This is a genomic window from Pseudarthrobacter naphthalenicus (assembly GCF_029076445.1).
Taxonomy (GTDB): domain Bacteria; phylum Actinomycetota; class Actinomycetes; order Actinomycetales; family Micrococcaceae; genus Arthrobacter; species Arthrobacter naphthalenicus.
On sequence record NZ_JARESG010000022.1, the window covers coordinates 17,631 to 30,122 of the forward strand.

The 12,492-nt window shown below is 66.8% G+C and carries 13 protein-coding genes; 5 read left to right on the forward strand and 8 right to left on the reverse strand.

Annotated features, from left to right (window positions below; translation table 11 throughout):
• Positions 1-42 precede the first annotated feature (42 nt).
• The 4 genes from PY310_RS17730 to PY310_RS17745 are packed head-to-tail and all read right to left on the reverse strand — an operon-like array spanning position 43 to position 3,235.
• Complete coding sequence (locus PY310_RS17730; protein WP_275215785.1) at positions 43-1,041, reverse strand: sensor histidine kinase; 999 nt, start codon at positions 1,039-1,041, stop codon at positions 43-45.
• Entirely contained in the window at positions 1,034-1,702 is a 669-nt protein-coding gene (locus PY310_RS17735) for a response regulator transcription factor (RefSeq protein WP_275215786.1), read from the reverse strand. Before PY310_RS17735 ends, PY310_RS17730 begins: the two co-directional genes overlap by 8 nt.
• 4 nt (positions 1,703-1,706) lie before the next feature.
• A complete protein-coding gene (locus PY310_RS17740) occupies positions 1,707-2,405 on the reverse strand; it encodes a DedA family protein (protein WP_275215787.1) in 699 nt (232 codons plus the stop codon).
• A 26-nt stretch (positions 2,406-2,431) separates the two neighbouring features.
• Positions 2,432-3,235 (reverse strand): phosphatase PAP2 family protein, encoded by an 804-nt coding sequence (locus PY310_RS17745; protein ID WP_275215788.1) that lies wholly within the window; start codon positions 3,233-3,235, stop codon positions 2,432-2,434.
• Between the two features lie 139 nt (positions 3,236-3,374).
• Here PY310_RS17745 and PY310_RS17750 point away from each other — a divergent pair, with 139 nt between their 5' ends.
• Entirely contained in the window at positions 3,375-4,259 is an 885-nt protein-coding gene (locus PY310_RS17750) for a cytochrome c oxidase assembly protein (protein ID WP_275215789.1), read from the forward strand.
• Here PY310_RS17750 and PY310_RS17755 read toward each other — a convergent pair.
• The 4 genes from PY310_RS17755 to PY310_RS17770 form a co-directional block, all read right to left on the reverse strand.
• Positions 4,256-4,915 (reverse strand): GntR family transcriptional regulator, encoded by a 660-nt coding sequence (locus tag PY310_RS17755; RefSeq protein ID WP_275215790.1) that lies wholly within the window; start codon positions 4,913-4,915, stop codon positions 4,256-4,258. The genes PY310_RS17750 and PY310_RS17755 overlap by 4 nt on opposite strands.
• Before the next feature lie 118 nt (positions 4,916-5,033).
• Positions 5,034-5,987, reverse strand: a complete 954-nt coding sequence (locus PY310_RS17760; RefSeq protein WP_275215821.1) for a transketolase family protein — start codon at positions 5,985-5,987, stop codon at positions 5,034-5,036.
• A gap of 41 nt (positions 5,988-6,028) precedes the next feature.
• Positions 6,029-6,901 (reverse strand): transketolase, encoded by an 873-nt coding sequence (locus tag PY310_RS17765; RefSeq protein ID WP_275215823.1) that lies wholly within the window; start codon positions 6,899-6,901, stop codon positions 6,029-6,031.
• 65 nt (positions 6,902-6,966) lie between these two features.
• Positions 6,967-8,304 carry an MFS transporter gene (locus PY310_RS17770; protein WP_275215791.1) on the reverse strand — a complete coding sequence of 446 codons (1,338 nt, stop codon included), beginning with the start codon at positions 8,302-8,304 and terminating at the stop codon, positions 6,967-6,969.
• Between the two features lie 190 nt (positions 8,305-8,494).
• On the opposite strand from PY310_RS17770, the gene PY310_RS17775 reads away from it, so the two are divergent.
• From PY310_RS17775 to PY310_RS17790, 4 genes are read left to right on the forward strand one after another with little or no spacing between them, the layout of a single operon-like run.
• A complete protein-coding gene (locus PY310_RS17775) occupies positions 8,495-9,319 on the forward strand; it encodes a sugar phosphate isomerase/epimerase family protein (RefSeq protein WP_275215792.1) in 825 nt (274 codons plus the stop codon).
• Positions 9,320-9,362: 43 nt separating this feature from the next.
• On the forward strand, positions 9,363-10,139 hold the full coding sequence (locus tag PY310_RS17780) for an SDR family NAD(P)-dependent oxidoreductase (RefSeq protein WP_275215793.1): 777 nt from the start codon (positions 9,363-9,365) through the stop codon (positions 10,137-10,139).
• Positions 10,140-10,181: 42 nt separating this feature from the next.
• The gene (locus tag PY310_RS17785; RefSeq protein ID WP_275215794.1) at positions 10,182-11,954 is read left to right on the forward strand and encodes a dihydroxyacetone kinase family protein; all 1,773 of its coding nucleotides are present in this window, start codon (positions 10,182-10,184) and stop codon (positions 11,952-11,954) included.
• Entirely contained in the window at positions 11,951-12,487 is a 537-nt protein-coding gene (locus PY310_RS17790; protein WP_275215795.1) for an RpiB/LacA/LacB family sugar-phosphate isomerase, read from the forward strand. Before PY310_RS17785 ends, PY310_RS17790 begins: the two co-directional genes overlap by 4 nt.
• Positions 12,488-12,492 lie beyond the last annotated feature (5 nt).

Here is a 12,492-nt window from a genome sequence, read left to right on the forward strand (position 1 = left end):
GCTGGCACCGAGTATACGGCGTGGCGCATGCGTACCGGCAGTTCAGGGCGTGGCCAGCGGCAGGACGATCCGCATGGTGGTCCCGCCCGGGCCGGTGCTGGCGATCTCCACCGTCCCCCCGGCGGCAGCAGCCACATCGCGGACCAGCGCCAGCCCGATGCCGAAGCTGCGTTGCGCCCGGGTTCCGTCCGGACGCGCTGTCCTGACGAAGCGTTCAAAAATCCTGTCGCGTTCGACGCCGGTGATCCCGTTTCCCGTGTCCGTCACCGTGATCACCGCGTGCCGTTGGTCCGCTGCCGCGGCCAGGGTGATGGTCCCGCCGGCCGGAGTGTGCGCCAGGGCGTTGTCAGCCAGGGCGAGGATGGCCCGGCGGAGGCTGCTTTCGTCGATCCGGGCCAGCGGACGCGCGCCCGCCGTGACGGCCACGCTGACATCCTGACCGTCTGCGATGGTCCGGACACTTTCCGCCACAGCCTCCACCACTCCCGCCACGTCAATCGGCTCCGCCGGGATTTCTGCGGCGTCTCCCGTGGCCGCCAGGAGCAGTTCGTTAACAATGGCCGTCAGGGCCGAGGTGTCCTGGCGGATCCGGGCCAGCGCCTGCCCCGGTTTTGATTGGGGCGGGGTATCGCGCTGGGCCAGCTGGATCCGGGCATCCAGGATTGCCAGCGGCGTACGCAGTTCGTGGCTGGCGTCCTGGACGAACCGGCGCTGCAGGGCCATCGCGGCACCCAGTGGTTCGATGGCGCTGCGGGCACTGAACCAGCCGATTACCCCGGCAAGGACGATCCCTGCCGCACCGGCGATGATCAGGGCTTTGAGCAGGTCCTTGTAATCAAGGTACGCAAAGTCGGCGGCCGGGTTGGAGGTGCCGGGCAGTTCCGGGTGGGACAGCTGGTTGGTCAGGTAGATCGCGGCTCCTGCGAGCAGGCAGAGGACCATCACGGCGCAGGCGGCACTGATGCGCACGGCGATCCGCAGTGAGGCCTTGCGGAGGGTGGCCCGGTCCGGGTCTGCCGCGGCCCGGCGTCGTTCATTCATGGCCGTCCCCGATCTGGTAGCCCACGCCGTGGACGGTGCGGATCACATTCCGGGAAATCTTTCGGCGCAGGTGGTGGACATACGTGTCGATCACGCCGGGCTGGTCGGTGGAGGGGAACACGGCGCCGATGAGCTCGTCCCGGCTGAAAACGCGGTCCGGCTCCGTCGCGAGGGCTGCCAGCAGCTCGCACTCCTTCGCGGTCAGCGTCACCAATGGACCATAAACGGACCGCACGGAACGGCCCACGGCGTTCAGTTCCCAGTCGCCGATACTCATCGTGGGCTGTGCGTAACTGCGGGTCAGCGCGCGCAGCCGCGCACCCAGCTCGCCGGCGTCGAACGGTTTGGTCATGTAGTCATTCGCGCCGGCGTCCAGGCCCCGGACCTTCTCATCCGTTGCGCCCAGCGCCGTGAGGATCAGCACCGGCGTCGAAATCCCTTTCGCCCGGAGGGCGCTGATCAGGGCGATGCCGTCCATGCCGGGAAGGCCGCGGTCGATCACCATGACGTCCCAGGGTTCCCCGAGGGCGGCCCCCAGGCCGGTCCGGCCGTCCGCTACCAGGCTGATCCGGTAATCGCTTTCCAGGAGCTCGGCAATAAGCGGGCCCAGGACCGGATCGTCCTCGACCAGAAGCAGGGACGGCCGGGCATCTGTTGTCATGGGGCTATTCTTCCGTGACCAGCTCTTCCATGGGCTGATTCCCGGGTTCTTCGGCCGGTTCGCCGCTGGTGCGCTTGTTCTTCCGGCTCTTAAGGTACTCAATGCCCCACGGGATGACGGAGATCAGGACCATGGCCACCGCAATCAGGTCGATGTTGTTGGCGATGATGTCGAAGTGCCCCAGCCAGGAACCCAGCAGGATCACCGACGCCGACCACGCCACCGCGCCCACAATGTTCCAGAGGGCGAACTTCCGGTACGTGTAGTGGGCTATGCCCGCAGCCAGCGGGGCGTAGGTGCGCACGATCGGCACGAAGCGGGCCATCACCACCGCGCCACCGCCGTGCCGGTGGAAGAACTCTTCAGTCCGGGTCAGGTGCGAGGTCTTCAGGATCCGGGCATCATCCTTGAACCACCGGCGGCCGAACTTCCGGCCGAGGAAGTAGCCCACCTGGTCCCCTGCCACCGCCGCGACGGAGACGACGCCGATCAGGAGCGGGAGGGTGAGGTTCAGCTGCTGATGGAGCAGCCCCGCCGTGAAGAGGAGCGAGTCCCCGGGCAGGAACGGGAAGAGGACACCGGATTCGATGAAGACCATCCCGGCGATGACCGCCAGGGCGGCCGGTCCCAGGCCCTCAAGGAGGCCCGCCGGATCCAGCGGTGAAGAGGCGGCTACCGTGGCCAGTGCATGAAATGTCTGCATGATGCCTTTCTAGGGCTGAAAAGTCTTTAAGGCAGGAACGGACGCGTGACCGCGTTCACCGGTACCCGCTGCCACACCCGGGGCGCCAGCCAGTTCCAGCACCCGCTCACCAGGATCACAGCTGCGGTGCCCGCCAGCAGCGACCCGGCGACGTCGGACGGGTAATGGACGCCGATGTACAGCCGCGACCACGCCACCAGGGCCACCACCACCACGCCGGCAACGGCCGCAAACTTGGCCCGGCGCGTCCCGCGGGCCAGGAAATACACGGCGAAGGCAAGGGTCACGGCGAACGTGACGTGGCCGCTCGGGAAACTGTCCGCACCGTTTTCCGGGGCCAGCGGATCGAACAGCAACGCGGAATCCGGGCGCTGCCTGGCCACCAGGACCTTGAAGAATTCGCTCGCCGCCCAGCCGGACACGGCCACCAGGCCAAACGCGACAGCATTGACGGGGGCCCGGCGCACCAGGAGCAGGAACAACGCGACGGCGGCGATCAGCAAAACCCCGGTGACGGGTCCAAACAGCACATTCAGGGCCATGGCCACGCCGGTCAGCAGGGCAACGTGATGCCGGCTGAGGCTCTGGTCCACGCCGAGCTCGTCGGTGCTGATACCCGGAACGTCGGCAACGGTGATGCCAAGAGCCACCACGGCAGCCGCCAGGACGATCCCCCACAGGGCCCAGAGGCGGGGCCGGGGCAGGGCAAGAAGCCGCGTGCTTGCGCCGTTTGGGGTGCGGGTTCGGCTGGCGTCCGTCTGGGTGGCGTCCGCACGGACGGTGTCTGCAGGAGAAGGGGGCAAACTCTGGCTGTGGACGGTCTCAGGCATCAAATACTCCGGCTCGCTTTCTGCGGCCGGCCGGCCGCTTCAGGACCAGTCTTTCCCAGGGCCCTTAAGGAATCCTTAAGAATGAAGTACGCCATGGAGTGCCCGGCGTCTTCCAAGGAACGTCCCTTAACCTTGGCCTGTGCCCCCCTTCGAAGTTGTCTTAGGTGCCTGGCAGGCCGACTGGGCCGCCCTGATTCTCATTGTTTCCGCCGGCGTGCTGTACGCGCTCGGCATCCGGACGGCAGCGGCCCGTGGCCGCCGGTGGCCATGGTGGCGGACCGTGGCGTTCTACTTACTGGGCCTGGGATCACTGACGGTCCTGACCTGCGGCTTTCCCGGCGTCTACAGTGCGGAACTCCGTTGGGCGTTCACGCTGAAGATCTCCCTGCTGCTTTTTGTGGTGCCGTTGCTGATTGGGCTGGGGAAACCTATTTCCCTGGCCCGTGCGGCGCTTCCGGCCGCGGGCATCGCGCGGTTGAACGCCGTGCTGTCCCACTCGATGGTGCGTTTTTTCAGCAATTCACTGGCCGCCCCGCTGCTGGGGCTGGCCCTCTTTGCGACGTTCCTGACGCCGTTCTTCTACACCCTGAGGACGGATCCGGTGGCGGCGGCCCTGCTGACCGTAGGTGTCCCGTTGCTGGGCCTCCTGATGGCGCTGCCGATCATTGAGGAGGCGGACTTCCAGCGGTCCAGCGCCTTCATCACGCTCGAATTCGTCTTTGTTTTCATCGAGCTGCTGGTGGACGCCGTCCCCGGGATCCTGCTGCGCCTCAACGGCCAGGTGCTGGACCATGTGACCACCGTGGCGGGCTCGGCGCCGGCCTGGTTCCCGGGCGCCCTCCGCGATCAGCAGCTTGCCGGGGATCTCCTCTGGTTCATCTGCGAAATTGTGGACCTGCCGCTGATCATCCTGATGTTCATGCGTTTCTCACGGAGCGACAAGCGCGAGGCCCGCAGCTTCGACGACCTCACGGACCAGGAACTGGACGGCCTCAACGCCGAGCACCTCAGGCGCGGCCGCTAAGCGACCAGGTTCGCGGCCGCGGTATCCATGTGTTCCCGGATGGTATTGCGGGCCAAGGTGGCATCGCCGGTCTCGATCGCCGCCACGATGTCGTAGTGCCGGTCCACGCTCATGTTCATGACGCCCTTGTCCTGGCCCGCGAACATGATGGACATCCGTATGGAGCCCTCCAGTGACTCCCAGGAATGCAGCAGGGTTTCGTTGCCGGTCAGCCGGCACAGGGTCCGGTGGAATTCCAGGTCAGACTCAACCCGTTCCTGCAGTCCGGCCTTTTCCGCAGCGGCCATGGCATCGATGGCGGACTTCAGCGAGGCGATGGCCTGCTGGCGGTCGGAGAGTTCGCACAGCGTCCGGGCAGCCAGGGACTCCAGCGCAGCCCGGACCGAGTAGATGTCCCGGATTTCCTTGGCATCAAGGTGCCGCACGGAGAGCCTGCCGCGTGGTCCGGCGGAGAGCAGTCCCTCCTGTTCCAGCTGGCGCAGGGCTTCGCGAAGGGTGCCGCGGCTGATCTGGAGCATCTCGGAGAGCTCCGTTTCCACCAGGTGCCGGCCGGGCTCCAGCTCACCGCTGGTGATGGCGGCACGCAGTGCGGCAAGGGCCTGCTCGCGGAGGCTCCTCTTCTGCAGTCCCAGCAGCGGTGCTGTAGCTCCGGCCATGATGTATGTCCTCAATGTCAGTGGTCGACTGTTTACAGTCGATCTGTTAACAGTCGATGTTACGGCAGAAGCGCGGCGCCGGGGTGGGTTCGGCGCCGCGCTTCTGGTGGATTTCTTCCTACTTCAGTTCTGCGAGTACTTTTGCCACGATTTTTTGGATGCTCAGTCCGTAGCGGTCGTGGAGGGTGGGGAGGGCTCCGGCGTCGAGGAACTGGTCCGGCAGCGCGATGGGCACCACCCGCTTTCCCAGCCCTGCGGTGACGACGGCGGAGGCCACGGTTTCGAAGAGGCCACCGATCACGCTGTGGTTTTCCAGGGTGACGGCCAAGCGGTCGGTGTTGAGTTCGGCGAGGACGGTTTCGGCGTCGAACGGTTTGATTGTGGGAGTGTGCACGACGGCGACGTCCACGTTGTGTGCCGCCAGGACCTTGGCTGCGTCCAGGGCGCGCATGGTCATGAGCCCGGAGGAAACGAACACGACGTCGTTCCCACCGCGCAGGATCTTGGCTTTGCCCAGTTCGAAGGTGTAGCCGTACTCGTCCAGGACGGTGGGCACGTTCCCGCGCAGCAGCCGGAGGTAAGTGGGGCCTTCGGAGGCGGCGAGCTGGGGGACGGCCTGTTCGATGTCGATCGAGTCGCAGGGGTCCACGATGGTCAGGTTGGGCATGCCGCGGAAGATCGCCATGTCCTCGGTGGCCTGGTGGCTGGGTCCGTACCCGGTGGTCAGGCCGGGCAGGCCGCCCACGATGTTCACGTTCAGGTTCGGCTCGGCCGAGTCCAGGCACAGGAAGTCGTAGGCGCGGCGGGCGGCGAACACGGAGTAGGTGGACGCGAACGGGACGAGTCCGGTTTCGGCCAGGCCGGCGGCGGCGCCGAAGAGCAGCTGTTCGGCCATCCCCATCTGGAAGAACCGTTCCGGGAAGGCCTGGGCGAAGATGTGCATGTCCGTGTACTTGCCCAGGTCCGCGGTGAGCCCGACAACTTTGTCGTTCTCCTGTGCGGCTTTGACCAAGGCGTGGCCGAACGGTGCGGACGCGGTCTTCTGGCCGGGTTCGGCGAAGGACGCGATCATCGCCGAGGTCTTGAGCTTTGGTTTGGCGGCGGCGGTGGTGCTCACTTGGTGTCTCCTTCGGCGGTTTCGTATCCGGCGGTCAGCTGTTCGCGGCAGGTCTGCCATTCGTGTTCTTCGATGCGCATGAAGTGTGCTTTCTCGCGCTCCTCAAGGAGCGGCACGCCGCGGCCTACCTTCGTGTCGCACAGGATCACGGAGGGGCGTCCGACGGCGGCGGCCTGGTTTGCTGCGTTGTCGAACGCTGCGAGCAGCGCGCCGACGTCGTTTCCGTCCACGCGCTGGGTGTACCAGCCGAAGGATTCCCACTTTTCGGTGACGGGTTCGGTGCGGAGGACGGTGTCGGTCTTCCCGTCGGCCTGCAGGGCGTTGATGTCCACCATGGCGGTGAGGTTGCCGAGCTGGTGGTGGTGCGCGCCCATCGCCGCTTCCCAGGTGGAGCCCTCGTCCAGTTCGCCATCCGAGAGGAAGTTGTAGATCCTTGCCGTGGAGTTCTGGTAGCGCAGGCCGAGGGCCATGCCCACGGCGATGGTCAGGCCGTGGCCCAGGGAGCCGCCGGAGATTTCCATGCCCGGGGTGTAGGTGGACATTCCGGACATCGGCAGGCGGGAATCGTCGGAGCCGTAGGTTTCGAGTTCTTCCACGGGGACGATGCCGGCCTCGGCCAGGGCTGCGTAGTGGCCGATGGCGTAGTGGCCTGTGGAGAGCAGGAATCGGTCCCGGGCTTCCCACTCCGGGTCTTCGGGGCGGTAGCGGAGCTGGTCCGAGTAGACGGTGGCGAGCATGTCCGCCGCGCCGAGGGCCTGGCCCACGTAGCCCTGGCCCTGGACCTCGCCCATGTTCAGGGCGTGGTGGCGGATCCGGTAGGCGGCGGCACTGACGCGGTGCAGGCGTTCGGCGGCAGTTTCCTGGGTCATGCGTTCCTTCTGCGGGAGTTCAGGCGTGTGCGGTTCGTGAAGCTTCAGGTCCGGGGTGGTGGTCATCAGACGCTCACCGTGTTGGGGGTGCTTTTGGTGGCCTCATCCGCGAGCTGGCGCTCACGCTTGCCCCAGGTTTCGCGGGTGGCTACCGCGGCCCAGAGGCCGATGGCGGCGTAGGCGCCGAAGAGGAGCGCCGGGCCCATCCAGCCCAGGGCAACGAACAGCAGGGTGGTGATGAACGGGGTGAACCCGGAGACCATGGCCGAGATCTGGTAAGCCAGGCTGGCGCCGGAAGCGCGGGTCCGGGCCTGGAAGAGCTCGGGGAACCAGGCGCCCTGGGCGCCGGCAAGGGAGTTCTGGCAGACGGCGTAGGAGATGACCAGGGTGGCGATGATGAAGAAGAACATGCCGGTGTTCACCAGCAGGAACATGGGGACCGCAAACACCACGGCGAAGGCGCAGGACCAGAGGTAGACGGGCCGGCGGCCGATCCGGTCGGTCAGGCGGGCCCATGCCTGGGTGGCGAAAATGCCGATGGCGGAGGCGATGCAGAGGGCAACCAGGGTCTGGGTCTTATCGGCCAGGTGCTGGCTGTTGAGGTAGGAAATCATGTAGGTGATGGAGACGGCGTAGCCTGCGGTCTCGGCCACGCGGAGGCCGATGCCCTTCACAATGTTGCGCCAGTCGGTCCTGATGACCTCCACGATGGGGGACTTGACGATGTCGCCGCTGTCCTTGACCTCATCGAAAACGGGGGACTCGGGCACCTTGGAGCGGATGATCAGGCCCACGATCACCAGGATGATGCTGGCGAGGAAGGGGATGCGCCAGGCGAGTTCGCCGCCGAAGTTCACACTGACCAGGAAGACGAGGTTGGCCAGCAGCAGGCCCACGGGGAAGCCGGCCTGGACGATGCCGGTGTACTTGCCCTTGGATTTCCACGGTGCGTGCTCGTAGCTCATCAGGATGGCGCCGCCCCACTCGGCACCGAATGCCAGGCCCTGGACGATGCGGACGAAGACCAGCAGGGCCGGAGCCAGCAGGCCAACCTGTCCGTAGGTGGGGAGCAGGCCGATCAGGAACGTGGCCACGCCCATGAGGATGAGCGAGGCGACCAGCACGGGCTTGCGGCCCACCTTGTCGCCGAGGTGGCCGCCGATGATGCCGCCGAGGGGACGGGCGGCGAAGCCGACGCCGAGGGTGGCGAACGCTGCCAGCGTGCCCGTCACCGGATCGCCGGTGGGGAAGAATGCCGTGCCGAAGTACAGGGCGGCTGCCGTGCCGAACCCGATGAAGTCGTAGGTTTCGATGACGGCGCCAACGCCGGAGCCGATTGCGACGCGCCTGGCGTCTTTGGTGCCATGCACGTGGCCGCGCATTTTCAGAGCTTCATTGCCCATTGCTGGATCCCTTTCGAAAAGCGTTCCCGTGCTTCCGCCGGGCCGCTGTGTCGACTGTTAACAAATGATATGCCAGTGTGACCCGCGTCATGCGTCAATGTCAACAGTCAATGTTTGAGGTTGACTGTTAACAATGAATTGGCCTACAGTGATTCACATCACCACCCGCTTATCCAGAGGATCAACGACGATGTTCAACTCCCGACTCGGCTGCTCGTCCATCAGCTTCAGGCACCAGGACCTGCCGGCCGCCCTGCGGACCATCAGCGGCCTGGGCTTCGAAGAGATCGATCTCGGCGCCCTCCCCGGTGTCTGTGACCATGTCCCGTACAGCCTGGATCAGGCCGCCGTCAGCGCCGTGACCGCGGAAGTGGCCGCCTCCGGGCTCCGCGTCCGTTCAGTCAACGGGGATATCGGCGATCTCAACGCAGTGCTCGACGCCGATGCAAGCGAAGCCCGCGAACGTCACCTCGAGGCGCTGCTCACCCTCGCCGCCGGCACCGGTGCGAAGGCACTGGTTCTCCCGTGCGGCGCGCTCAGCCACAAACCGGTCCGAAGCCTCCGGGAGGACCTGGACCTTATTGCAGCCCAGCTCACCCACGCCGCACAACGCGCGGCGGAGTTCGGCGTCGAGCTCTGGACCGAGTCCCTGCACTTCCTGCGGTTCTGCTGGAACCTGGAGCGCGCGGAACTGCTGGCACAGCGGCTGGCGGGTGCCGGCGTCGGGATTGTCATGGACTTCAGCCACATCGTTGCCGCCGGCGAGGATCCGCTGGAGTACCTCGAACGGCATCAGGGCCGCATCTCCCACGTCCACCTCCGCGATGCGGTGCCGGGCAACATCAACCTGAGCATCGGCAACGGCCAGGCAGACTTCGCAGCCGGCCTCCGGGCGCTCGCCGCGAGCGGCTACACGGGCAACTTCTCGCTCGAACTCGAAACCCGGGACGTCACGCACGACGAACGCCCCGCCGCCGCAGCCAAAGCGGCAAGCTTCATCACCGACCTCATCTGACCCCTCACTTCTGAACCACCACCCAAGTAACCCAAGGAGCATCATGACCACCACCATCCAGCGCACCGCCGTCCTCACCGGAGCCACCTCGGAGCGGGGCATCGGCATCACCACCGCCCGCCGCTACGCCAGCCAGGGCTGGGGTGTGGTGATCCTGGACCTCGACGGCGAGAAGTCCGCCAAGGTCGCCGCCGACATCGGCAACGAGTTCAACGTCCCGGCGTTCGGCCACAAGATCGACGTCGCGAACGAATCCTCCGTCCTCGCCGCCTACGCAGCCGTCAAGAAGGAGATCGACGCCGGCATCCTGCCTGCTGTGGGCGCCCTCGCCAACATCGCCGGCATCACCTCCCCGGTCCCGTTCCTCGAAACCACCCTGGAACTCTGGCACAAGGTCATGGACGTCAACGCCACCGGCACCTACCTGGTCACTAAAGCGTTCCTGCCGGACATGATCGAGAACGGCTGGGGCCGGATCGTGAACATGTCCTCGGTATCCGCCCAGCGCGGCGGCGGCGTGTTCGGCAAGGTCCCCTACTCCGCTGCCAAGGCCGCCATCCTCGGCTTCACCAAGGCCCTGGCCCGCGAAATCGGCGCCACCGGCGTCACCGTCAATGCCATCACCCCCGGCGCGGTGGACACCAACATCCGCGTGGGCAGCACCGAGGAGCAGGAAGCCGCCATCAACGCCGGCATCCCGCTGGGCCGCAACGCCACCACGGAGGAAGTCGCCGCCGTCATCACGTTCCTGTCCTCCGAGGAATCCGCGTACCTGACCGGCACCACCATCGACATCAACGGCGGAAGCCACATCCACTAGCAGCGGCAACCCCCAAAGCCCAGGCACGTTAGAGAGCCCACCATGACCAAGATTTTCAACGACCCCTCCGAATTCGCCGAAGAAGCCCTGGCCGGATTCTGCGACATCCACTCCGGCCTGGTGCGCCAGGTTCCTGGCGGAGCCGTGCGGCGCCACCGGCCGGCCAAACCCAAGGTGGCCGTCCTCGCCGGCGGCGGCTCCGGGCACTACCCGGCGTTCGCCGGGCTGATCGGGCCCGGCCTGGCCGACGGCGCCGTGGTGGGAAACATCTTCACCTCGCCGTCCGCGCAGCAGGCCTATGCCGTGGCCAAGGCCGCTGATTCGGGCGCCGGTGTGGTGTTCACCTACGGCAACTACGCCGGTGACGTGATGAACTTCGGGATGGCCAGCGAACGCCTCGCCGCCGAGGGGATCCAGGTGGACAACGTCCTGGTCACGGACGACATTGCCAGCGCCCCGCCGTCGGAATCCGAAAAACGCCGCGGCATTGCCGGTGACTTCACGGTCTTCAAGATCATGGGCGCCGCAGCCGAAGCGGGGGCGGAGCTCGCCGAGGTGGTGCGGCTCGGCCGGAAGGCCAACGGCCTCACCCGGACCATCGGCAGCGCCTTCCACGGCTGCACGTTCCCGGGCGCGGACGCGCCGCTGTTCGCGCTCAAGGACAAGCAGATGGGACTCGGCCTGGGAATCCACGGTGAACCCGGCCTGTTCGACACCGATCTGCCCTCCGCCAAGGAACTGGGCCAGGAATTCGTCACCCGGCTGCTGGCCGAGACGCCCGAGGGGGCCGGCGACCGGCTCGCGGTCATTCTCAACGGACTGGGCTCCACCAAGCATGAGGAACTCTTTGTCCTCTGGCTGACCGTGGCACCGCTGCTCCGGGAGTCGGGCTACACGCTGGTGCAGCCCGAGGTGGGGGAACTGGTCACCAGCCTGGACATGGCCGGGGTGTCCCTGACCATCACCTGGCTGGACGAGGAACTGGAACCCCTCTGGACCGCCCCTGCCGAGACGCCGGCTTACCGGCGCGGGAACGCCGCGGTCCAGTCGGGGGAGGTCTCCGGAGCGGAAACGTCCGACGCCGCCGCCGCACCTGCCGCCTTCGAGGCCTCCGAGGCGTCGCGCGAGTACGCAGCCCGGTGCCTTTCGGCGCTGGATGCCGCCCGCGACAGCCTGCACGCAGCCGAAACAAAGCTCGGGGATATGGACGCCATCGCCGGAGACGGTGACCACGGCCGCGGCATGGTCCGCGGCATCGACGCTGCCACCGCAGCAGCCGCGGCTGCCGCCCGGCAGGGCGCCGGCGCAGGATCGGTCCTCATCGCCGCCGGCGATGCGTGGGCGGACAAGGCCGGCGGCACGTCCGGGGTCCTCTGGGGTGCCGGCCTGCGGGCTTTCGGGGAAGCGCTGGGGGACCAGGTCAGCCCTGACGTATCCCAACTGGCGGCCGGGGTGGCCGCCTTCACGGACAGGATCACCGGCCTGGGCAAAGCCGCCCCCGGCGATAAGACCATGGTGGATGCCCTGGTGCCTTTCACGGAGACGTTGACCCGGCTGGCTGCGGACGGTACGGAACCGCACCAGGCGTGGGCTGCCGCCGCCGTCGAAGCGACGGTTGCGGCCCAGGCCACGGCATCGCTGCGGCCGTTGAAGGGACGCGCCCGGCCGCTTGCCGAAAAGAGCGTGGGCACGCCGGATCCAGGGGCTACGTCCCTGGCAATGATTTTTACCGTGATGGCTCCGTCCCTGGCAGGTTCGGGCCAGCCAACCCCTGCCGCCGCCACCATCGGCCAGCCGCAAGGAGCACTCTCATGACCACCACGCAGGAAACCACCACGCAGGAAACCACCACGCAGGAAGCAGCCACATCGGGGAAGCCCGGACTCCGCCTCGTTGTGGGGGCCGATGAAGCCGGGGTGGACTACAAGAACCGCATCCTGGCCGATCTGCAGGCTGATCCCCGGATCAGCGAAATCATCGACATCGGGGTCAACCGGACCGACGCCCCGGAAGACTTCACCAAGCCCTACCCCTACGTCGGCATCGCCGCCGGGGAACTGATCCGCGATGGCAAGGCGGACCGCGCCATCCTCTTCTGCGGCACGGGCATCGGGGTGGCGATTGCTGCCAACAAGGTGGACGGCATCCGCGCCACCACCGCCCACGACTCGTTCTCCGTGGAGCGCTCGGTGCTGTCCAACGACTGCCAGGTGCTGACCATGGGGCAGCGGGTCATCGGCGTGGAACTCGCCAGCCGGCTGGCCCGCGAATGGATCGGCTACACCTTTGATCCGGCGTCGGCCTCGGCGGACAAGGTCAAGGTGCTCACCGCCTTCGAAGGCTGCTGACCGTT

Bases quoted from the DNA above. Each gene is read 5' to 3' on its own strand.
- PY310_RS17730 (WP_275215785.1), bottom strand. From the start codon at position 1,041: ATGAATGAACGACGCCGGGCCGCGGCAGACCCGGACCGGGCCACCCTC.
- PY310_RS17735 (WP_275215786.1), bottom strand. From the start codon at position 1,702: ATGACAACAGATGCCCGGCCGTCCCTGCTTCTGGTCGAGGACGATCCG.
- PY310_RS17740 (WP_275215787.1), bottom strand. From the start codon at position 2,405: ATGCAGACATTTCATGCACTGGCCACGGTAGCCGCCTCTTCACCGCTG.
- PY310_RS17745 (WP_275215788.1), bottom strand. From the start codon at position 3,235: ATGCCTGAGACCGTCCACAGCCAGAGTTTGCCCCCTTCTCCTGCAGAC.
- PY310_RS17755 (WP_275215790.1), bottom strand. From the start codon at position 4,915: ATGGCCGGAGCTACAGCACCGCTGCTGGGACTGCAGAAGAGGAGCCTC.
- PY310_RS17760 (WP_275215821.1), bottom strand. From the start codon at position 5,987: ATGATCGCGTCCTTCGCCGAACCCGGCCAGAAGACCGCGTCCGCACCG.
- PY310_RS17765 (WP_275215823.1), bottom strand. From the start codon at position 6,901: ATGACCCAGGAAACTGCCGCCGAACGCCTGCACCGCGTCAGTGCCGCC.
- PY310_RS17770 (WP_275215791.1), bottom strand. From the start codon at position 8,304: ATGGGCAATGAAGCTCTGAAAATGCGCGGCCACGTGCATGGCACCAAA.
- PY310_RS17775 (WP_275215792.1), top strand. From the start codon at position 8,495: ATGTTCAACTCCCGACTCGGCTGCTCGTCCATCAGCTTCAGGCACCAG.
- PY310_RS17780 (WP_275215793.1), top strand. From the start codon at position 9,363: ATGACCACCACCATCCAGCGCACCGCCGTCCTCACCGGAGCCACCTCG.
- PY310_RS17785 (WP_275215794.1), top strand. From the start codon at position 10,182: ATGACCAAGATTTTCAACGACCCCTCCGAATTCGCCGAAGAAGCCCTG.
- PY310_RS17790 (WP_275215795.1), top strand. From the start codon at position 11,951: ATGACCACCACGCAGGAAACCACCACGCAGGAAACCACCACGCAGGAA.